At 72.8% G+C, this 19490-nt stretch carries 15 protein-coding genes and 1 tRNA gene; 3 read left to right on the top strand and 13 right to left on the bottom strand.

The window, feature by feature from the left end:
* Window positions 1–8: 8 nt before the first annotated feature.
* From ACFVVX_RS06440 to ACFVVX_RS06430, 3 genes are all read right to left on the bottom strand, one after another.
* Window positions 9–218 carry a DUF397 domain-containing protein gene (locus tag ACFVVX_RS06440; protein WP_387942051.1) on the bottom strand — a complete coding sequence of 70 codons (210 nt, stop codon included), beginning with the start codon at window positions 216–218 and terminating at the stop codon, window positions 9–11.
* On the bottom strand, window positions 215–1078 hold the full coding sequence (locus tag ACFVVX_RS06435; protein WP_387942049.1) for a helix-turn-helix domain-containing protein: 864 nt from the start codon (window positions 1076–1078) through the stop codon (window positions 215–217). Before ACFVVX_RS06435 ends, ACFVVX_RS06440 begins: the two co-directional genes overlap by 4 nt.
* A 575-nt stretch (window positions 1079–1653) precedes the next feature.
* Window positions 1654–2403 (bottom strand): GPP34 family phosphoprotein, encoded by a 750-nt coding sequence (locus tag ACFVVX_RS06430; RefSeq protein WP_387942047.1) that lies wholly within the window; start codon window positions 2401–2403, stop codon window positions 1654–1656.
* Between the two features lie 298 nt (window positions 2404–2701).
* Here ACFVVX_RS06430 and ACFVVX_RS06425 point away from each other — a divergent pair, with 298 nt between their 5' ends.
* Window positions 2702–5002 carry a D-alanyl-D-alanine carboxypeptidase gene (locus ACFVVX_RS06425; protein ID WP_387942045.1) on the top strand — a complete coding sequence of 767 codons (2301 nt, stop codon included), beginning with the start codon at window positions 2702–2704 and terminating at the stop codon, window positions 5000–5002.
* Between the two features lie 148 nt (window positions 5003–5150).
* On the opposite strand, the gene ACFVVX_RS06420 is transcribed toward ACFVVX_RS06425, so the two are convergent.
* The gene (locus tag ACFVVX_RS06420; RefSeq protein ID WP_387942043.1) at window positions 5151–6239 is read right to left on the bottom strand and encodes a YhjD/YihY/BrkB family envelope integrity protein; all 1089 of its coding nucleotides are present in this window, start codon (window positions 6237–6239) and stop codon (window positions 5151–5153) included.
* 54 nt (window positions 6240–6293) lie between these two features.
* Window positions 6294–7832, bottom strand: coding sequence for a glycosyltransferase family 39 protein (locus ACFVVX_RS06415; protein WP_387942041.1), 1539 nt, complete (start codon window positions 7830–7832; stop codon window positions 6294–6296).
* Between the two features lie 274 nt (window positions 7833–8106).
* Between ACFVVX_RS06415 and ACFVVX_RS06410 the strand changes: the two genes are divergently transcribed.
* Window positions 8107–8179 (top strand) — tRNA-Arg (locus tag ACFVVX_RS06410).
* A 181-nt stretch (window positions 8180–8360) separates the two neighbouring features.
* Here the strand turns inward: ACFVVX_RS06410 and ACFVVX_RS06405 are convergent.
* From ACFVVX_RS06405 to ACFVVX_RS06390, 4 genes are all read right to left on the bottom strand, one after another.
* A complete protein-coding gene (locus ACFVVX_RS06405; protein WP_387942039.1) occupies window positions 8361–9056 on the bottom strand; it encodes a response regulator in 696 nt (231 codons plus the stop codon).
* On the bottom strand, window positions 9053–10210 hold the full coding sequence (locus ACFVVX_RS06400; protein WP_387942037.1) for a sensor histidine kinase: 1158 nt from the start codon (window positions 10208–10210) through the stop codon (window positions 9053–9055). Before ACFVVX_RS06400 ends, ACFVVX_RS06405 begins: the two co-directional genes overlap by 4 nt.
* Before the next feature lie 543 nt (window positions 10211–10753).
* A complete protein-coding gene (locus ACFVVX_RS06395) occupies window positions 10754–11596 on the bottom strand; it encodes a carbon-nitrogen hydrolase family protein (protein ID WP_387942035.1) in 843 nt (280 codons plus the stop codon).
* A gap of 10 nt (window positions 11597–11606) precedes the next feature.
* Window positions 11607–12515, bottom strand: a complete 909-nt coding sequence (locus ACFVVX_RS06390) for a phosphatase PAP2 family protein (RefSeq protein WP_387942033.1) — start codon at window positions 12513–12515, stop codon at window positions 11607–11609.
* Window positions 12516–12962: 447 nt separating this feature from the next.
* Between ACFVVX_RS06390 and ACFVVX_RS06385 the strand changes: the two genes are divergently transcribed.
* The gene (locus ACFVVX_RS06385) at window positions 12963–13934 is read left to right on the top strand and encodes a sigma-70 family RNA polymerase sigma factor (RefSeq protein WP_387942031.1); all 972 of its coding nucleotides are present in this window, start codon (window positions 12963–12965) and stop codon (window positions 13932–13934) included.
* A 510-nt stretch (window positions 13935–14444) separates the two neighbouring features.
* Here the strand turns inward: ACFVVX_RS06385 and mscL are convergent.
* The 4 genes from mscL to ACFVVX_RS06365 all read right to left on the bottom strand — a co-directional run bounded on the left by mscL (window position 14445) and on the right by ACFVVX_RS06365 (window position 19240).
* Complete coding sequence (mscL, locus tag ACFVVX_RS06380; protein ID WP_387942029.1) at window positions 14445–14864, bottom strand: large conductance mechanosensitive channel protein MscL; 420 nt, start codon at window positions 14862–14864, stop codon at window positions 14445–14447.
* Between the two features lie 605 nt (window positions 14865–15469).
* On the bottom strand, window positions 15470–15772 hold the full coding sequence (locus ACFVVX_RS06375; RefSeq protein WP_387942028.1) for an FmdB family zinc ribbon protein: 303 nt from the start codon (window positions 15770–15772) through the stop codon (window positions 15470–15472).
* 180 nt (window positions 15773–15952) lie between these two features.
* Entirely contained in the window at window positions 15953–17377 is a 1425-nt protein-coding gene (locus ACFVVX_RS06370) for an MFS transporter (protein ID WP_387942026.1), read from the bottom strand.
* Window positions 17378–17755: 378 nt separating this feature from the next.
* Window positions 17756–19240 (bottom strand): potassium/proton antiporter, encoded by a 1485-nt coding sequence (locus tag ACFVVX_RS06365; RefSeq protein ID WP_387942024.1) that lies wholly within the window; start codon window positions 19238–19240, stop codon window positions 17756–17758.
* Window positions 19241–19490: the final 250 nt, after the last annotated feature.

Genomic DNA, 19490 nt, shown 5'->3' with positions numbered 1-19490 from the left:
CGCCGGGATCAGAACCCGCCGAACGCACCGGCTCCGGCGGCGGCGGCGAACGCGTTCCAGGCCTCGGAGGAGAAGTGCAGGCGTGGGCCCTGAGGATCCTTGGAGTCCCGTACCGCCACTGCTCCCGCATCCGGTGCGGTGATCTCCACACAGGCGCCGTTGCCGCCACTGTGACTGCTCTTCCGCCAGACCGTCCCGTTCTCGAAGGTGGTGCTCATTCGTGGTATCCCTCTTCAATCGTCGCTATCAGTGACCGGCTCTCCGCGACCCCCAGAGCCGCTGCCCGCAGGTGGTCGTAGAGACTGGTATAGCGGCGCACGTCGGCCTCCTTCTCCAGGTAGAGATCGCTCGTCACCCCTTCGAAGTAGACAACCGTGGAATCGGCTGACTCGGGGAACTCCAGCAGGGAGAATGTCCCGGTCATTCCGGGGTGGGCGCCGTGCGAGAACGGGATCACCTGGATGGTGATGTTCGGGCGCTGGCTCAGCTCCAGCATGTGCTTGAGCTGGTCGGCCATCACCTCCCGGCTGCCGACCTCGCGGCGCAGCACCGCCTCGTCTATGACGGTCCAGAGGCTGCCCAGCTGGTTCTCGCCGTGGACGCGGTCCTGGCGCTTCATCCGCACCTGGACCCGGCGCTGGACGGAGAGCGCGTCGGTGTCCGGCTGGGTGCCCACCACCACGGCGTGCGCGTACTGCTCGGTCTGGAGCAGGCCGGGGACGAACGAGGACTCGTACGCCCGGATCGAGGAGGCCTCCGCCTCCAGGCCGATGTAGACGCTGTACGGGGTGGGCATGTCGTTGAAGTCGTGCCACCAGCCGCGCTGGCGGGACTCCCGGGCCATGTCCATCAGACTGCCGCGCATCTGCTCGTCGTTGACGTTGTAGACGTCGCAGAGGTCGCGGACGTCGCGCTGGCTGATGCTGCGCCGGCCGTTCTCCAGCCGGCTGATCTTCGACTGCGAGACCATCAGTCGCCCGGCCACCTCCTCCGCCGTCATCCCCAGGCCCTCGCGCAGCTTGCGCAGTTCGGCGCCGAGCCTTCTGCGGCGCACGGTGGGATTGATGTTCGCGGACACGTCGACCTCCGGCCGGACCTCTGGTGATCGTTGGAGCGGCATTCCTCGGAACACTGTGGAAATTGGGACCAACCCCCCTGACTCGGAGCAGCATGACACCTTGGCTCAGGTCGGCGCCGGGGAATCGCAGGAGCGCAGTAGAACAGATCATCGGAAAAGCGCTTCGGCGAGACAGCGGGCACCCCCGGGTGGTAAGGCGAGTCTGCGGCCCTCTCCGGTAGTGGTGCGCTTGCTGGGTGCATGTGCTGGTGGCACATGCGGGGACGGCGTGGACACGGTGGGGGAGCGGCTTCGGAGTGGCTCCGGAGCATCCCCGAAACGGTTCCGCACGGTGCTGGGTGTGCTGGGCGTGCTGGGCGACGCTGACGGGACCGGACGGGACCGGACGGGCCCGCACGCGGGCGCCGAGCGGCTCGGGCGGCCTCGGGGACGGCAGAGGGGCGGTCGCCCACGACTTCCGTCGCGGGCGACCGCCCCTTGCTGCCTCCTGGTTGCTCAGCGCCGACGGACGGCGTGAGCGGTGCGGCGGGCGCCGCTTCGCACGCCGCCTGCCGGGCGCCGGGCGCCCGGCTCCGTCAGCGGACCCCGACGCGGGACACCGCGACCCGTCCGCCCGGTCCGCTGCGGCCCGCCGAGCGCGGGCCGGGGCGGCCGGCGCCGGCCGGAGCCCCGTCGCTCTGGGGTGAACGGTTCTGCTGGCTGGGCAGGCCGTTCTGCACGTCCATCACGGCGTGCGCGACCATCCCGCCCAGCGGGTCGTACCTGATCAGGTCGCGCAGCCGCGACCGCGAGGACCGACCCTCGTTGCCCGGGTACAGGTGCTTGCCCAGACCCACCGAGTGGGCCAGCGCGGCGAGCGCGGCCGTCCGAGGGTCCGGCGGAACACCCGTGCGGATCGCGGTGTCCAGCCGCTGCTTGATCGCGGCGTTGGTGCAGTCGTCGGACGCCTGGTAGCGCGTCGTCGGCAGTACCCCGCACACCTGGCCCGGCACGGCCGTGACCATGCCGCAACGCTCCAGGTGCGCCAGGTAGGTCTGCCGAAGCCCCAGCCGGGGCCCGCCGATCCAGTGCGCCGCGCGGACCGGGCTGCCGCGTCGGCGCAGCAGCTCCAGTGCGTGGTCCAGTGTCGGGTCACCGGTGGGCCGTGGCAGCACCACGGCGATCCGGTCTCCTTCCGGGACTATCCGTCCGGCCAGGGACAGCTCGACGAGCTGGGCCCCGGCGAGTCCGAGGTCGAGGGTCTGCGGCTGCGCCGTGGTGCCCGTGGTCGGGTCCAAGGCGAGCAGCAAGAGTTCCTCGGGAACAGTTCTGCGGCTCTTGCCCATCCAAGCCTCCCCGCGTGGATGAATGACAGCGTGACGCCTCTCACACGGGCTTGTCGAGTACGCCTCCGAATCGTGACCTTGCGGCCGCGGCAGGGAACCGGCGGTGGTGGGCCCGGCGTCTGACCGGTGGACAGGCCGGGGTACGACCGCGCGGCGACAATATGCGCCGGTCGGGCGGGGTGTGGGCGGCCGGAACCGTCGTCGGTGGCGGAGACTGTACAGGTACATGGGGCGGGGCGTCGGCTTCCCGAAATCGGGTCTGCCGGTGCCCCGCCGGGCGTTGAGGAGGCTGGGTTACGTGGGCGAGTCCCCCGACAGGGTGCTGCGGGACGGCGAGCGGGAGCAGGAGCGGGACCGGGAAGTGACCGGCGCCGCCACCGATACCGCGGCGGCCGCCGCTGCCGACAAGCCTGCCGAGGGCGCGGCGGCCGGGGTCAAGGGTGCGGGGACGGTGCAGCTCCGGGTCCGGGATGTGGACACCCGGACGACCATGCTGCGGCTGCCTGTCGACAACGCGACCACGGCGCTGCGGCTGCCCGACGAGCTCGTCAGGTCCGCCCCGGCGGAGGAGGGTTCCGCCGCTGACCGGCACGGGTCCGCGACCGCCGACGGGAGTCCGGCGGTGGCCGAGCCGGTCGACGGGGCGTCCGGCCGCCCGGCCGGGCGCGACCCGCGTCTCGCCATCCGGACGGGCGGGGAGGCGGGCCGGACCGAGCGGACCGAGCCGACCGAGCAGACCGAGCAGACCGACAGGGCGGAGCCGCCCGTGGCGCCCGTGGCGGACGAGGAGCCGGTCGACGAGGCGGTCGACGAGGCGCCCGCCCGGGACGCGGCGGCCGCGACGCGCGAGGCGCCGGCCGCGGCGGAGGAGCCCGCGACCGCGGAGGAGCCCGCCAAGGCCGAGAGCGCGGAGGGCACGGAGAAGGCGGCTGGCACGGAGAGGGCGGAGGGCACGGAGAAGGCGGCTGGCACGGAGAGGGCGGAGAAGGCGGAGAAGCTGGAGAAGCCGCGCCCCGCCGGCTCCCTCGCCGCCGCCGCGCTTCCCGCCCTGGCGGCCGTCCCGGCGACCGCCCCGGCCCCGGGCGGTGGCTCCGTGCCGGAGCCCCCGGCGCCGAGGCCGCTGCCCGAGCCCGAGCCGGCCCCCGAACCGGAGCCGCGGCCCGTCCCGGCCCCCGAGCCGAAGCCCGAGCCCGCCCCGGCCCCCGAGCCACTGCCCGACCCGGACCGCCCGTCGGTGCCGCCCGCGCCGCCGCTGCCCAAGCCCGAACCGCTGCCCGAACCGCTGCCCGAACCGCTGCCCGAACCCGCGCCGCTCCGCGCACCGGAGAACACCTCCGAGGCGATGGAGGTGCTGGCGGCCCTCAACGCCCGCCCGGTCTCGCCGCTGCGCCGCGCGCTCAAGCGGATCACCATCTGGACCGTCTTCCTCGCCGTGGTGCTCGGCGCCGTGGTGGCCGCCCAGCTGCTCCGCCCGCTGCCCGACTCCAAGGTCAGGCTGACCGCGCAGAGCGGCTTCACCTTCACGGGCGACCCGCTCGACCTGGCCTGGCCCGCCAAGGGCCAGTCCGCCGCCGGGGTGGTCGGCGTCGGCAGCCTCGGCAGCTCCGGCCCGGAGACCCCGGCCTCGATCGCCAGCGTCACCAAGGTCATGAACGCCTACCTGATCCTCCAGGCGCACCCCCTGAAGAAGGGGGAGAGCGGCCCGAAGATCACCGTCGACAAGCAGGCCGCCCAGGAGTCCGGGAACGTCGACGAGTCCAGGGTCACCCTGACCGAGGGCCAGCAGCTCACCCAGTACCAGGCGCTGGAACTGCTGATGCTGCCGTCGGCCAACAACGTGGCCCGGCTGCTGGCCCGCTGGGACTCCGGTTCGGAGGAGGCGTTCGTGAAGAAGATGAACGACACCGCCGTCCGGTTCGGGATGCCCAACACCGTCTACACCGACCCGGCCGGCTTCAGCCCGGACACCAAGAGCACCGCCAAGGACCAGCTGAAGCTCGCCGAGCAGGTGATGCAGGACGAGATCTTCCGGCAGATCGTCTCGACGCCGGACACCACCTTCAACAACCAGAAGATCTCCAACACCAACACCCTGATCTCCCCGAAGAACGGCATCATCGGCGTCAAGACCGGCTCCAGCACCCCGGCCGGCGGCTGCCTGATGTGGGCGGCGTACAAGGAGATCGGCGGGGTGAAGCGGCTGATCCTGGGTGTCACCCTGGGCCAGCCGGCCACCACCGCCGAGCCCAGCATCCTCAAGGTGGTCCAGATCGTCAGCGCCAAGCAGATCCAGGCCGCCCAGAACGGGCTGACCGGCCAGACCCTGGCCAAGCAGGGCGACGTCGTCGGACAGGTCGACGACGGCCTCGGCGGCCGGATCCCGGTGGTCGCCACCAAGGACCTGACCGTGGCCGGCTTCCCCGGCGTCTCCGCCACCCTCGTCCTGGACCCGGCGAAGGTCGGCCACACCGCCAAGGCCGGCACCCGGGTCGGGGTCCTGCGCACCGGCGAGGGCGACAGCCGGATCGAGATCCCGGTGGTCCTCCAGTCCGACCTGGCCCCGCCGTCGATCCTCTCCAGGCTGACCCGCACGCTCTGACCCGCACGCTCCGACGAGCACGCAATGCCCCGCACGCCCTGACGGGCGCCCAACAACGGAGTGGGAAGTCGGCCGGTCCGACTTCCCACTCCGCTGTCGTTGCGGGACCAGGAGCCGCAAGGGCGGAGCGGTCGCCCCGCGGCAGGCCTCAGATCCGGACGCCGCCCCAGACCCCCGGCTCGGTCCGGGAGCCCAGCCAGTGGGCGATCATCTCCTCCTCCGCCACCACCCGGCCCAGCGCGATCGCCAGCGTCACCGCGGTGAAGGTCACGATCAGCCAGGAGAGCCCGGTGAAGATCACCCCGTAGGGCCCGAACTGGGACACGCTGTGCGACATCGCGCGCGGCAGGTAGATCCGGGAGGCCACCCCGAGGGCGGTCACCGCCGCCCCGCAGAACAGCGAGCCCGGCAGCAGCGGCAGCCAGCGCACCCGGCCCCCCAGCAGCAGGTGCTGCGTCCACCACCACAGCGCCGTCCCGCCGACGAAGGACAGCGGCACCCCCAGCCACAGGCCCTGGCCGAAGCCGTCCCGGACCGGTGTCTGGTAGACCATGCAGGTCAGCCAGACCGCCAGCCAGACCAGCCAGCGCCAGGCGGCCAGCCGGGTGCCCGCCTTCGGCAGCTCCCAGCAGCGCTCGCAGACCCGCTGCATCGCCCGGCTCAGCGCCGTCGCCGACAGCAGCGTCACCAGGGCGCCCACCACCCCGATGGTGGTCTCCTCCGCATGGCTCGGGGTCAGCAGCTCCTGCACCGACTGCTGCGCCTGTCCCTGCAGCCCCAGCTCGGTCCGCAGCGAGTGCACCACGCCGTTGCGCACCGCGGCGGGCGCGAACACCGACACCACGAACAGGGCGGGCAGCGCACTCAGGAAGGCCTGGGCGGCGAGCCGGGTCGCGCAGTCCAGCAGGTTCACCCGCAGCAGCTGGCGGATCGCCCGGCCGACCAGCGGGACCTGCTCGGGCAGCCCGCGCGCGGTCGTCGCCAGCCTGGTGGAGTGCTTCCGCATCCGGGCGACCCGGCCGGCCGCCGCAGGGCCGCCGTCGTCGCCGTCGGCCCGCTCGCCGCCGGCGTCCCCGCCGCTGCCGTCCCCGCCGCTGCCGTGGCCGCCCTCGCTGCCGCGGTCGCCGTCCCCGTTGTTCTCGTCGTCGGGGTCGGCGGGCGGACCGGAGGGCTGGTCGGTCACGGGCTCGTCCTCCTCGGCCGCGGACGCGCGGGCGTCCGAGCGCGCCCTGGTCACCGCGACCAATGATCGCCCGCCGACCGGGTGCCCGCATCCGGGCGGGGAACCGGCTCAGCCGGTGCGGTCCAGCAGCGCGACCGTGACCCCGCCGAGTGCCGTGACCTGGCTGGGGGCGCCGTACCGCGCCCGCAGGGCCTGCGACTGGTCGCCGGGGATGGCGGCCATCGGGTCGTTGGTGTCACCCAGGACCAGCAGCCATATCCGCTGCGCCTGCCCCAGGCAGTTGGCGGGCTGCGGGCAGGCCGAGGGGAAGAGGTCCTCGGCCTGCGCGGCGCTGTGCTCCACGAACACCGGGTACGGCTCGATGCCGTCCGGCAGGTAGAAGTCGACACCCGGGCCGATCATGGACCAGCTCTGGTTGCCGAGCGGAGCCGCGACCCCGTCCCCGGGCCGGTACCCGGCGGCGATCAGGTCGGCCGCCGCCCGGAAGTGCTCGCGCGCCCAGGTGTGCCCGTAGACCGTCCGCACCGCGAGCAGCGCCGGTTTGGCCTCCACCAGGGGCAGCACCAGCAGGCCGACCGTGAGCAGCACCCCCGCGGCCCGGGCGTGCCCGGCCGGCCGGCTGCGCCGGGGCGCCGTCACCAGCGCGTACACCGCGCCGATGCCGCCACCGCCCAGCACCGCCCAGGCGGGCACCGTGAACAGCAGGTAGCGCTCCAGGAAGTACGAGGTCGTGCCGTTGCGCGAGACCACCCACACGGCGATCGCCGGCAGCAGCGCCAGCAGCAGCATCTGGAGCGCGGGCAGCCGTCCGCCGGGCAGCAGCAGCGCGAGCAGTGCGAGGAAGGTGAAGGCGTGGTAGACCCCGACCCCGCCGAACAGCGAGTCGCCGAGATGCACCAGCTGGCCCAGCTCCGGCCGGATGATCCAGCCCAGCTGCCGCCCCGACTGCTCGTTGCCCAGCATCATCACCGGGATCACCGGCAGCGTCGCGACGGCCACCGCCAGCGGGTACTGCCAGAGCACCCGCCACTGCACCGCGCTCCGGGTGCGCCACAGGTGCAGCAGGACCACCGCGACCTGACCGGCGATGGTGCTGAAGGAGATCAGATGGCCTGCGCCCGCCACCGCCATCGCCACGCAGTACGGCGCCCAGCGCTGCCAGCCCGGCCGGTCCAGCGCCCGCACCAGGAACCAGGTCGCCCCGGCTACTCCGCAGGTGACCAGCGCGTACGAGCGGGCCTCCTGGGCGTACCGGGCGATCTCCGGTACCACCGCGAAGAGCAGTCCGGCGCTGATCCCCGCGACCCGGTTGCCGAACAGCCGTTCCGCGGTCAGCGCCACGAAGGCCGCGGCGGCCGTCATCGCCAGCACCGAGGGCATCCGCAGCGCGATGACCGAGTCGCCGAAGACCTGGGTCCACCCGTGCAGCAGCAGGTAGTAGAAGCCGTTGCTGGCATCGACGTGCTGCAGCAGCCGCAGCAGGTCCCCGAACGAGCGAGTGGCCGCTGTCCAGGTGGACACCTCGTCGCGCCAGAACTCGGGCGTCCCGAGCCGGAACCCTCCGACGAACAGCATGGCGAGTGCCGGCAGCACCCACACCTGTCCCAGTACCAGGCGGACCGGGCGCCACCCGGCGGCTGATGTCATGCTGAATTGCCTCGTTGTCGATCTGGTGCGGAAGCTTGATGCGGACAGGCCAGAGCCGGGGTGAGCCGCCAACGGCCGGTACCGGCAAGCCGGTTCGCCCCAGGCTACTGGACCGTGATCTGACACCCCGTCGCCCGGTCCCCCCTGCACGCACCATGATCCCACTAGCCCCTGTGACCTCACCACCCGCCCGACCCCTAATCCGGTACTCTGTGGACCGGACGCCCCACCGGCGCCCGCACCCTGGTCGTCGCCGAACAGGCCGGCCGGCCCCGCCTCAGTAGCTCAGGGGATAGAGCACGGCTCTCCTAAAGCCGGTGTCGCAGGTTCGAATCCTGCCTGGGGCACAGTGATCGTGCGCAGGTCCCCCGCCCTTCCGGGTGGGGGACCTTTGGCGTTTTCGGCGCACCCGAGGCCGGCGTGCGGCCGCGGGCCCGCCCCTCGGGTGGACCTGCCTGCATGCCGGGAGGCCGCGCGGCCCGCCCCGGCTCGGCCCGGCTCGGCCTGGTCCGGTTCAGCCCGCCAGGTTCAGCCCGCCGGGTTCGCCGACCGGGCTGCGACGAGGCCGGACTCGTAGGCCGCGATCACCGCCTGGGCGCGGTCGCGGACGCTCAACTTGCCGAAGATGCTGGTGATGTAGTTCTTGACCGTGGAGACGCTGATACCCATCGCCGACGCGATCTCGGCGTTGTCGAGGCCGGTGGCCAGCAGGTGCCACACCTCGATCTCGCGGGGTGTCAGTTCGCCCAGACCGGGTGCCGGCGACGGCGGCTGCGGAACGCGGGGCGCCGTGACGTAGGTGGAGATCAGCCGGGTGAGCAGGCGCGGCGCCACGGCCGCCTCGCCGGTGTGCACGGTGCGGACGGCTGCCAGCAGCTCCTCCGGGGAGACGTCCTTGGGCAGGAACCCGGAGGCGCCGGCGCGCAGGGCGGCGACCACGTACTCGTCCATGTCGAAGGTGCTCAGCGCCAGGACCCGGCTCGCAGGCAGCTCCCGGGTGAGTCGCTCCGTCGCCTGGACCCCGTCGAGCACCGGCATCCGGATGTCCATCACCACGACGTCGGGCCGGTACTCGTGTGCGAGGTCGACCGCCCGCTGCCCGTTGTCCGCCTCGGCCACCACGTCGAACCCGGGGTCGGGGGCCAGGATCAGTGCCAGGCCCCGCCGCACCAGCGGCTGGTCGTCCGCGATCAGCACCCTGATCCGCTCCGTGGATCCCGTCATCCGAGCCGTTCCTCTCTGTCGACCGGCGCCAGCGGCAGGCTGGCCGCCACCCGGAAGCCACCGCCGTCGAGACCGCCGACCTCCAGGCTGCCGCCCTGCAGTGCGACGCGCTCGCGCATTCCGATCAGACCGTACCCGGTGCGGCCGGCCCTCGCTGCGGCCGTATCGCCCGGCCCTGCCAGGGCGCCCACCAGGGTGTCGGCCGAGGCGGTGGCGCCGTCGTCGGACACCTCGACGGTGATCCGGTCCGGACGGTACGTCAGCCGGACCAGGGCCCGGGCGGGGCCGGCGTGCTTGCGGGTGTTGGTGAGGGACTCCTGGACGATCCGGAACACCGCCAGGCCGGTGCTCGGCGGCAGCGGGCGCTCCTCCCCGAGGACGGCGAAGTCGGTGGGCAGGCCGGCCCGCCGGGACTCGTCGACGAGCCGTCCGAGATCCCCGACACCGGGTTGCGGAGCCGGCGAGGCCCCGCCCGGCGCCCCGTCCGGCTCGTCGCCGGCCCGGAGCACGTCGAGCAGTTGGCGCATCTCGCGCAGCGCCATCCGCCCGGAGCCCTCCAGGGCGACCAGGGCGTCGCGCACCACCTCGGTGTCGCGCCCGAGGTTGGCCCTCGCCCCGCCGGCCATCAGCTGCATGGTGGTGATGTGGTGGGCGACGATGTCGTGCAACTCCCGTGCGATGCGGCGCCGTTCCTGGGCCACCGCGCGGTCGGCCAGCAGCCCGCGCCTGGCCTCGACCTCGCGCTGCCAGCGCTTCAGCGCCTCGGCTGCGGCGATGATCAGTGCCGCGGCGAACACGTCGGCCGCCGCGATCCCGATCGGCGGGGGCAGTGGATGGCCCCGACCCAGCAGCGGCACGGCCGCCGCCACGAGGCCGGCCGGCACCGCCACCGCGAGCCCGCGGGACCGGGCCACGGCGAACAGCGCGATGCAGAGGGTGGCGTTGAAGTGGTGCGGTACCTGCACGCTCAGGTTCAGCGCCAGGCCGAGAGCCAGTACACCCGCCAGCGACGCCAGCGGGTGGCGGCGCCTGGTGAGCAGCGGCATGGCCGCCAGCACGAGCAGCACCAGCGCGGTCAGGGAGATCGGCTGGCTCTGGTCCGGGCCGCCGACCGTGTAGCCGATGAGGTCCACGGCGGCCGCCCCGACGGCCACCAGCGCGTCGCTGGCCGTCCAGGGCAGGCCGTCGGCTCTCGGCGATGACGATGACGATGGCGACGGGGACGGGGTAAGGGCAGGGAAGCGGGAAGGGGAAGGCGGCAAGGGTGGCGGCGTGGGCCGGTGGTGCGTCGTCGGCATGCTGATGGTCCTCCCCGTGGCCGACGGCCCGGCCTTCGCCGGTCCGCCGCGACCGTCGTCCGTGAGCCGTTCCCGCGGTGGTCTGCAGCCCGGAGGAAGCCGTCGGCGGGCCTCTGGTCAGGCCCGCAGCCGGCGTCCGCGGCCCATTCTCGCAGCGGCTCCCGGCCCGGGGCGGCACCCGGGGGCGGACTTCGGACCAGGACCCCGGTCCTGGTCCGGCCCGTGTGCCGGGCCCAGCTCCTGCGGGCGTGCCGCTGCGCAGCCTGCTCGTACCGGTGCTCCCGGTGCTCCCGTCGGCCCCGGTTTCACTGCCCCGGTTCCACGGCCGCCCCGGTCGAACGTGTCGGCAGCTCGGAGGCAACCGGTCACCGGTCGACCGGAGCTCTGCCGTACGGGGCGTCAGGCGAGGGAGTGGTGGGTCCGGGGAGTGGCCGGGAGGCGGGTGTGGAGGTCGGCGAGGAGGGTCTCGGACTCCCGGGTGGCGCGCAGGACGTCCGGGTCGAGGTCGGCGAGGACGAGCTCGCGCTCGTCGGGACCGGCCTCGGCGAGCAGGCGCCCGTCGGGGGACCAGACCGCGCTGCCGCCGCAGGTGTGCCAGGAGCCGGTGGTGCCGACGTGGTTGGCGAGCAGGGTGTAGAGGGTGTTGTCGAGGGCGCGGGCGGGGAACCAGGTGCGCGACTCGTGGTGGCCGTGGCCCACGCTGAACAGGGCGCCGACCAGGTACGCGTGGCAGCCGTCCAGGGCGGCCGCGCGGGCGTGCTCGGGGAAGCCGGAGTCGTAGCAGATGCCGAGTCCGAGCCGCCAGCCGTCGAGTTCGATCGTGCGGTCGCCGGTGCCGGGCCGGTAGTAGTCGCGCTCGCTCTTGAACAGGTACTGCTTGTCGTACCGGGTGACGAGGGAGCCGTCCGGGCCGAAGACGAGGGCGGAGACCAGGAGGTCGCCGTCGTCGTGCACGCCCGCGCCGACGACGGCGGCCGTGCCGGTCTCGCGGCAGGCGTCGGCGATCGGCGCGAGCCTGGGGTCACCGGGTCCGACGGCGTACCGGGCGGGATCGCTCTTGATCAGCTCGGGCTCGTAGCCGGAGAGGAACTTCTCGGCGAAGAGCACCAGACGTGCCCCGGCCGAGGCGGCCTCGCGGATCAGCGCGGCGGCGGTGGCGGCGTTGGCGGATATGTCGCCGGCCACGACCGGGGCCTGGGCGGCCGCGATCCGCAGCGGCCCGGTGGGGAAGGGAGAGGACATGGCGGCCACGCTAGCGAACCGCGTTGTCCGGTCGGCCCGCGGTCTCGTCCATGCTGTCCGGGCCACCCGGGCCACCCGGGCCACCCAGGTCGTTCGGGTCGTTCGGTCTGTCCGGGCCGCCCAGGTGGTTCGGGCTGTCCAGGCCGTCCAGGTCGTCCTCGAAGGCCGCGGGGCGGGTCGGCGAGGCCAGCACGCGCTGGACCCGGGGTCTGGTTCGCCAGTTCACCCGCCGGACGTCCCGGGCCAGGGCGCCCGGCCGCCAGAGCTCGACGGCGGTGGTGACGGCGCCCAGCACGATCCCGGCGGCCAGCCAGCCGGCGAGCACGTCGCTCGGCCAGTGCACCCCGAGGGCGATCCTGGTCCATCCGATCGCCAGCGCGGTGAGCGCGGCGACGGCGCACGCGGCGGTCCGCCCCGCGCGACGCGCCTGCGGCCAGAACAGCCCGACCAGGACGGCGCAGGTGATCGCCGCGGCCATCGCGTGGCCGGAGGGGAGGGCCGGGCCGGCGGCGTGCGACACCGGATCGGGGAAGTGCGGCCGCTGTCGGTCGAAGGAGAGCTTCAGCAGCCACTGGCCGCCCCAGCCGACCAGGGCCTGTGCCGCCGTCCAGCCGGACAGCACCCGGGCGCCGATCAGCCAGAGCCAGACGGCGGCCAGACCGAGCAGTGCACGCATGGTGACCGTGCCGCCGATATCGGAGAGCGTCTGCACCGAGGCCGTCCAGACGGTGTGGTCCTGCGAGTAGTCGTGCATGCTCGCGACCCAGCCCTGGTCGAAGCGGGAGAGCGGGCCCCAACCGGCCTGCACCAGGGCTGTCAGGACACCGAACAGGACCGCGCAGCCGACCGCGATCCCCGAGTACCGGAGCAGGCGCTGGTTACGCCGGGTGATGGCGGGCGAGCTTTTGGTCAGGTGCATGGCTGACACCTTCCCAGTGCGCCCTGCTGATCGGACCGTGCGGTGATAGCGATTTTGCATCTTTTGTGCGGAGGACCTGCGTGCGCCAGGTCGCGGGCGCGGGCGGAAGCCGGGAGTGTGGAGTTGTGCGGGCGTGGCGCGTGGGAACGCGCGCGACGGCCCGAGGGTTTCACCGGGTGGCGGGTTGCGCAGCGGTGGACGGGGCCGGGGCGGCCGCTCCGAACCGGTCGCAGGGCTCGCACCCGCGGTGTCGAGACGGTCACCCTCCGTCTGAATCCGGGGTGAAAAGCGGCAGGATACTGCATCGCTGGAGGAATCTGAGCGACTTGGGAATGTTGTCCGGAATCTGTTCGTTGGATCGTTACGTGTGAGCCCCCCGGGGCCCGCATTTCTTGCCCTCTCGGGGCAGGCAGGCAGACCTCGGCAACACCAGCAAAGGGAGCAAGCATGGCCACCCGTGCCGTCGTTCGCGACAGGGCCGACCGGACTCGCGCGGCCCGCCCGACCAACCTTGAGGCCGACCGTGACCTGGTCGGCATGTACCTCGACGAGATCGCCAGGACACCCCTGCTCGATGCCGCCGAAGAGGTCGAGCTCTCGCTGCGGATCGAGGCCGGCGTGTACGCCCGGCACCTGCTGGACGAGGGCGAGCCGCCCAAGGGCGTCAAGCGCGAGGAGCTGGAGGCGATAGCCGAGGACGCCGAGCGCGCCAAGGACGTCTTCATCCGGTCCAACCTCCGTCTCGTGGTCGCGGTCGCCCGGCGCTACCCGCGCAGCGGCCTTCCGCTGCTGGACCTCATCCAGGAGGGCAACGCGGGCCTGGTGAGGGCGGTGGAGAAGTTCGACTACGCCAAGGGCTTCAAGTTCTCCACCTATGCGACGTGGTGGATCCGGCAGGCGATCACCCGGTCGATCGCCGACCAGTCGCGGACCATCCGGCTGCCCGTCCACCTGGTCGAGGAGCTGGGCCGAATCCGGCGCGTGCAGCGGGAGAAGTCCAAGGAGCTGGGCCGCGAGCCCGAGCCGGCCGAGATCGCGGCCGAGCTGGACACCACCGAGGCGCGGATCAAGGACGTGCTGGACTGGGCCCGGGATCCGGTCAGCCTCAACATGTCGGTCGACGACGAGGGCGAGACCCAGTTCGGCGACCTCGTCGAGGACACCGGGGCGACGTCCCCCGAGGACGCCGTGATGGTCATGCTCCGCCGCGAGGAGCTGGACGGCCTGATCGGGCGACTGGACGACCGCACGGCATCGATCATCCGGTCCCGCTACGGGATGGAGGACGGCCGCGAGCGCACCCTGACCGAGGTGGGCAAGCAGCACGGGCTGACGCGTGAGCGCATCCGCCAGATCGAGAAGCACGCACTGGCCGAGCTGAAGCGGATCGCCGACCATGCGGGCTTCGAGGCCGCCTGACGGCCTCGCGACGGCCGACTGGCGAGAGTCGGCCGACCGGCGGGCCCGGGTGCGGAGCGCTCCGCACCCGGGCCCGCTGCGCGTCGGCGGCGGTCGGCCGGGGGGCTTCTAGGCTGTAGGGACGGATGCAGGGGATCGGAACGGCAGAGGACGACGGAGGCGGACCGGTGGGCGAGCAGAACCCCGTACGGGGCACGGAGGGCGCGGAGAGCGCCGAGGGAGCGGAAGGCGCCACGAACGGCACCGGGGGTGCCGGGGCCGCCGGAGGCACCGGGGACAATCCGGCGGCGAAGGCCCGGCTGGTGTTCCGGGATCCGTTGGACCAGCAGTCCCGGGACGACACCGACTCCGGTTGGGGGGACCGTCCCGGAGCGGGGCAGAGCAGTGGACGAGGGCTGGACTGGTACCTGAGCCAGCGCCCGCCGCACCACGGGGGCTGAGACCGACCGGAGCCGGAACAGAACGGAACCCGGAACCGGGCCGGAACCGGGAGCGCGGCCGGGGCGGTGCTCAGCGCTGGCTGGTGACCAGCGCGTCGCGGATCTCGGTGAGCAGGGCGACCTCCTTGGCCTCCGCCTCGGCCATCTCCTCGTCGAGGGTCTTGCGCTTGGCGGTGAACCTGGTCATGGGCAGGATCAGACAGAAGTAGACGACGGCCGCGGTGATCAGGAACTGCAGGGCCGCGCTGAGCACGGAGCCCCAGAGGATGTAGACGCCGGAGGTGACCTCGCCGGCCGCGCCCATCTCGCAGGGGCCCTTGAGGCAGGAACTGTAGGACGCCAGATCCTTGGCTCCGAAAAGGCCGACGATCGGATTGATCACGCCCTTGACGAAGGCGTTGACGATGTTGGTGAAAGCCGCACCGATGACGACGGCGACGGCCAGGTCGACGACATTTCCACGCAGCAGGAATTCTTTGAAGCCTTTCATGCCGCGTGAACGACGAAGTCGTCTCCAGGTCACGGGTGATCTTCGGTCTCTCCCGGTTGACAACCCGTTTGGTGGACCGGGGTGGCCCCCGGCGGCGGCAGCCCCGCTCGCGGCGCCCCGGCGGTGAGCGCTGCCACCGCGACGAGCAGGCTCACGGCCAGCACCCCGGGCCGCTGCCGTAGGGCCTGTGCCAGCCGGTACCGGCCGGTGCCGCCACGCCTGATCGGCGCGAACGACGGCACCTCCCGGCCCGGCGGCACCGCGAGTGGCGGGAGCGGTACGGCATACCGCCGGGCCGGCGCCGGCCGCTGGGCGAGGGGGAGTGTGCGGGGAAGGGGGAAGGTCGCGGTCATGCGGGACACCACCTCTGGTCGCGGGAGGCCGGCCCCGAAGCGGCCGGTCGCTGTGACGCACACTCTGCGCCCGCCGCAAGGCCCGCGGAAGCCCTTTCCCGCAGCCTGTGGAAAACCCGGGGGTGTGGATAACTTCGTACACCCGTCCGGGTTAGTCCGACGGGCCCGGGCAGACGAAAAGGCCCGGTGGGCCGCTGGAAAGCGGGGCCACCGGGCCTTTTCGAATGCTTCTGGTGCTGTCTTCGGCGTCGCTCAGCCGGCCGGCTTCGCCGCGGGGGCGGGGCTGGCGGCGGGCGTCGAGCCGCCCGAGGACGAGGACGCGGCCGGGGAGGCCGACGAACCCGAGGACGAGTTCGAACCCACCGAGCTGCTGGAGGACGAACGGCTGTCGGTCCGGTAGAAGCCCGAGCCCTTGAAGACCACACCCACGGCCGAGAAGACCTTGCGGAGCCGTCCCTGGCATTCGGGGCACGTGGTGAGCGCCTCGTCGGTGAACTTCTGCACCGCCTCCAGGCCGCTGCCGCACTCGGTGCACTGGTACTGGTACGTGGGCACTTGTCTTCCTCCTGGCACTCTCGCCTGATGAGTGCTAACGATGGTCAATGATGCGGCATTCCGCTGGATCAGTCCAGCGACTCCGGTGTGAGATGAACCGTGCGACGGCTGCGAACCGGCGCCCGGTCCATCCGGAACCGGCGCCGCCCCACCCCCGGAGCGGCGCCCGCACCGCCTCCGTCAGGCCTTGGCGGCACCCACGAGCTGGGGCGCCGCGCCCCGCTCCGAGCCGCTCGCGATCGCCGGGCCGGCCGTGGTCGCGGCGCCGGACGGGCTCGCCTTACCGGACGTGCCGGAGGTACCGGACGAGTCGGCCGCGCCGGACGCAACCGACCGGCTCGGCGCGCTCGGCGCGATCAGGAACCGCCGCAGCGCGACCAGCGCGATCAGGCCCAGACCGGCGCCGGCCACCGGCACCAGGAACCCGGCCGACGGGCCGTGCCCGTCGATCAGCTGCCCGGCCACCGTGGACCCGGTCGCCAGGCCGAGGCCGATGGCGCCGGTCAGCCAGGTGAAGGCCTCGGTCTTGGCACCGTCCGCGACCAGCGTCTCGACCAGGGTGTACCCGGTGATCAGGGTCGGCGCGATGGCCAGGCCGCAGACCAGCGCGGCGATCGACAGCGCGACCAGGTTGGGCATCGCCCAGAGCGTGGAGCAGCCCAGCACCAGCAGCGCGTAGCTGGCCAGCAGCCGGTGCCGTGCGGCGTGCCGCCAGGCGACCATGCCGTACAGCACGCCGGCCAGCATCGAACCGCCGGCGAAGATCCCGTACACGGCGCCGTTGGCCCCGGGCTGGCCGACGGACTCGGTGAAAGCGGTCACCGAGACCTGCATGGCACCGAAGACGGTGCCGACGCCCAGGAACGCGCCGGCCAGCAGCCGCACGCCCGGGGAGGCGAGCGCGGAGGCGCGGCGGACACCGGGCTGGTGCGGGTGCCGGGCCGGGGCGGTGCGCCGCTGGGCGGCGAAGGCGAGGCCGCCGACGACGGTCAGCACGGCCTCGGCGATCAGGCCGGTCGACGGGTTGAGCGAGGTGGCGATCGCACCGGCCAGCACCGGGCCGATCACGAAGGTGAACTCGTCGGTCACCGACTCGAAGGCGAACGCGGTGTTCAGCACAGGAGTGGAGGCGCCCTCCGAGGAGAGCTTGGCCACCCAGCGGGCGCGGACCATCGCGCCCACCTGCGGCACGCTGGCGCCGGCCGGAGCGGCGGCCAGCAGCAGCGCCCAGACCGGGGCGTGGCCCAGTGCCAGCGCGATCAGCGCGCCGACCGAGACGGCGTGCACCAGGACGCTGGGCACCAGCACGGCGGCCTGGCCGTACCGGTCGGCCAGCCGGCCGGTCTGCGGGCCGACGAGGGCCTGGGCGACGGCCGAGACCGCCGCGACGGTGCCGGCGGTGCCGTACGAGCCGTGGGTGTCGAGGACCAGCAGGACGATGCCCAGGCTGAGCATGGCGTACGGCAGGCGCGCCGCGAAGGCGGGCACCAGGAACGTCCGGGCACCGGGTGTGCGCAGCAGCGTGCCGTACCCGATGCGGGTGGGCGCGTCGGCGCCGGCGTCCTTCGGGACGCCGTTGTTGTCGACCGTTCGGCGGGCCGTCACGGTCGGTCCTTCCTGCTGCCTGGTAGCGCGGAAGGGGCATGGTGTGGCCCCGACGGCGCCGAGAGTCGTCCTCTCGCGCGTCGACCGGGGTAGTTACCGGGCCGGATCGGCGTGGTTGCCGAGGTCCGGGCCGCGGCCGCCGAGCGGTCGCGCCAACTCTGCTTCAGGCAGATGCTGGGTGTGTATCAACCATCATACTTATACGCGCGTAGATGTCGCGCACACCTCCACAATACAGGGCTCAGTCAAAAATGTCCTGCCAATGAAAGGTGAACACCGCGCGACGGCCGCAGGAAGCCAGTGCGAAGCCGGACGCGAGCCCGAGGCGAGCCCCGACGCGAGCCCGGACCAGACTCCCGGCGGCGAACCCGGGCAGTACTACCGCCCGTGCAGCCAGCCGGCCAGCTTGCCGCCCTTGTCCACGGCCCGCAGCCGCCGCTCCGCCGCCTCGCTCACCTCGTCGGTGGTGACCACCAGCAGCTCGTCGCCGCCGCGCAGCACGGTGGCCTTGTCGGGGACGAAGCTGCTGCCCTCCCGCACCACCAGGGTCACCGCGGCGCCGGCCGGCAGCCGCAGCTCGCCGATCTCCACGCCGGACATCCGGGAGGTCGGGGAGAGCGCCACCGACAGCAGGTGCCCGTGCAGCTTCTCCAGCGGCGCGGACTCGATGCCGAGGTCCTGGCCCATCGAGCCCTCGGAGATCCGCAGCCGCTTCGCCACCCAGGGCAGGGTCGGGCCCTGGAGCAGCGTGAAGACCACGACCAGGATGAAGACGATGTTGAACACCTTCTGGGCGTTCGGTGCGCCGGCCACCATGGGGATGGTGGCCAGCACGATGGGCACCGCCCCGCGCAGTCCGGCCCAGCTCAGAAGTGCCTGCTCGCGGCCGGGCAGCTTGAACGGCGTCAGGGTGAGCACCACCGACAGCGGCCGGGCCAGGAAGACCAGCACCGCGCCGATCACCAGCGCGGGCACCACGGCCGAGCCCATCGACTCGGGGGTGCAGAGCAGGCCGAGCAGCACGAACATGCCGATCTGCCCGATCCAGGCCAGTCCGTCGGCGAAGCCGCGCACGGCGGGGCCGTGCGGCAGCTTGGCGTTCCCCAGGATGACCGCGCTGATGTAGACGGCGAGGAAGCCCGAACCGTGCAGCAGCGCGCCGCCCGCGTAGGCGAGCACGGTCAGCGCCATGACGGCGATGGGGTAGAGGCCCGAGGAGGGCAGGGCGACGTGCTTGATGCCGTAGGCGCCGATCTTGCCGACCGCGAAGCCGACCGCCGCGCCGATCGCCAGCTCGGCGATGATCGTGCCGACCAGGACGTACCAGGAGTCCAGCTCGCCGGCGGTGGCGAAGGCGACCACCAGGATGACCACGGGCGCGTCGTTGAAGCCGGACTCGGCCTCCAGCAGACCGGTGAGCCGGTGCGGCAGCGGCACCATCCGCAGGACGGAGAAGACGGCGGCGGCATCGGTCGAGGAGACGATCGCGCCGAGCAGCATGGAGGTCCGCCAGTCCAGGCCGACCAGCCAGTGCGCGCCGGCGGCGGTGACGAAGACGCTGATCCCGACGCCGACGGTGGCGAGCACGGTGGCCGCCGGCATCACCGGTCTGACCTCGCGCCAGCTGGTCTTGAGGCCGCCCTCGGCCAGGATCACCACCAGGGCCGCGTAGCCGATCACCTGGGTCAGCGCGGCGTTGTTGAAGGAGACGCCGAGGCCGTTCTGACCGAGCGCGACACCGATGCCGAGATAGATCAGCAGGCTGGGCAGCCCCGACCGGGTCGAGATGCGCACGGCGACCACCGCGACCAGCAGGATCACGGAGAACTCAAGGAGCAGCTGGTTCAGGTGGTCGACATTCACGCAGGGGCACCTCGAGCAGGCTGGGGGCGGGCGGGGTGTCCGACGGCGGTGGGGCCGAAGGGGTGAGCCGACGGCAGGGGGCGCCGGACGATGACGGATCGCCGGTTGCTCCCCTAGCGGATCGTTACTCAGTCTAACATTTTGCCATATCTTTAGGTTCGCTCCGTCTCAGGGCCTCCCACCGGCCCCCGGGGCCTCTTCGTTGACCTCGTCCGATCCCACCGTGGGCGTCCCCCGTGCACGCCCGCCA

The organism is Kitasatospora sp. NPDC058170 (assembly GCF_042883905.1).
Classification (GTDB): Bacteria; Actinomycetota; Actinomycetes; order Streptomycetales; family Streptomycetaceae; genus Kitasatospora.
The sequence above is the reverse complement of the archived record's forward strand: the minus strand, read 5'-3'. Positions and strand labels throughout refer to the sequence as shown.

Coding starts and splice junctions, on each gene's coding strand:
- ACFVVX_RS06440 (WP_387942051.1), bottom strand. CDS start 218: ATGAGCACCACCTTCGAGAACGGGACGGTCTGGCGGAAGAGCAGTCAC.
- ACFVVX_RS06430 (WP_387942047.1), bottom strand. CDS start 2,403: ATGGGCAAGAGCCGCAGAACTGTTCCCGAGGAACTCTTGCTGCTCGCC.
- ACFVVX_RS06415 (WP_387942041.1), bottom strand. CDS start 7,832: ATGACATCAGCCGCCGGGTGGCGCCCGGTCCGCCTGGTACTGGGACAG.
- ACFVVX_RS06405 (WP_387942039.1), bottom strand. CDS start 9,056: ATGACGGGATCCACGGAGCGGATCAGGGTGCTGATCGCGGACGACCAG.
- ACFVVX_RS06395 (WP_387942035.1), bottom strand. CDS start 11,596: ATGTCCTCTCCCTTCCCCACCGGGCCGCTGCGGATCGCGGCCGCCCAG.
- ACFVVX_RS06390 (WP_387942033.1), bottom strand. CDS start 12,515: ATGCACCTGACCAAAAGCTCGCCCGCCATCACCCGGCGTAACCAGCGC.
- ACFVVX_RS06385 (WP_387942031.1), top strand. CDS start 12,963: ATGGCCACCCGTGCCGTCGTTCGCGACAGGGCCGACCGGACTCGCGCG.
- mscL (WP_387942029.1), bottom strand. CDS start 14,864: ATGAAAGGCTTCAAAGAATTCCTGCTGCGTGGAAATGTCGTCGACCTG.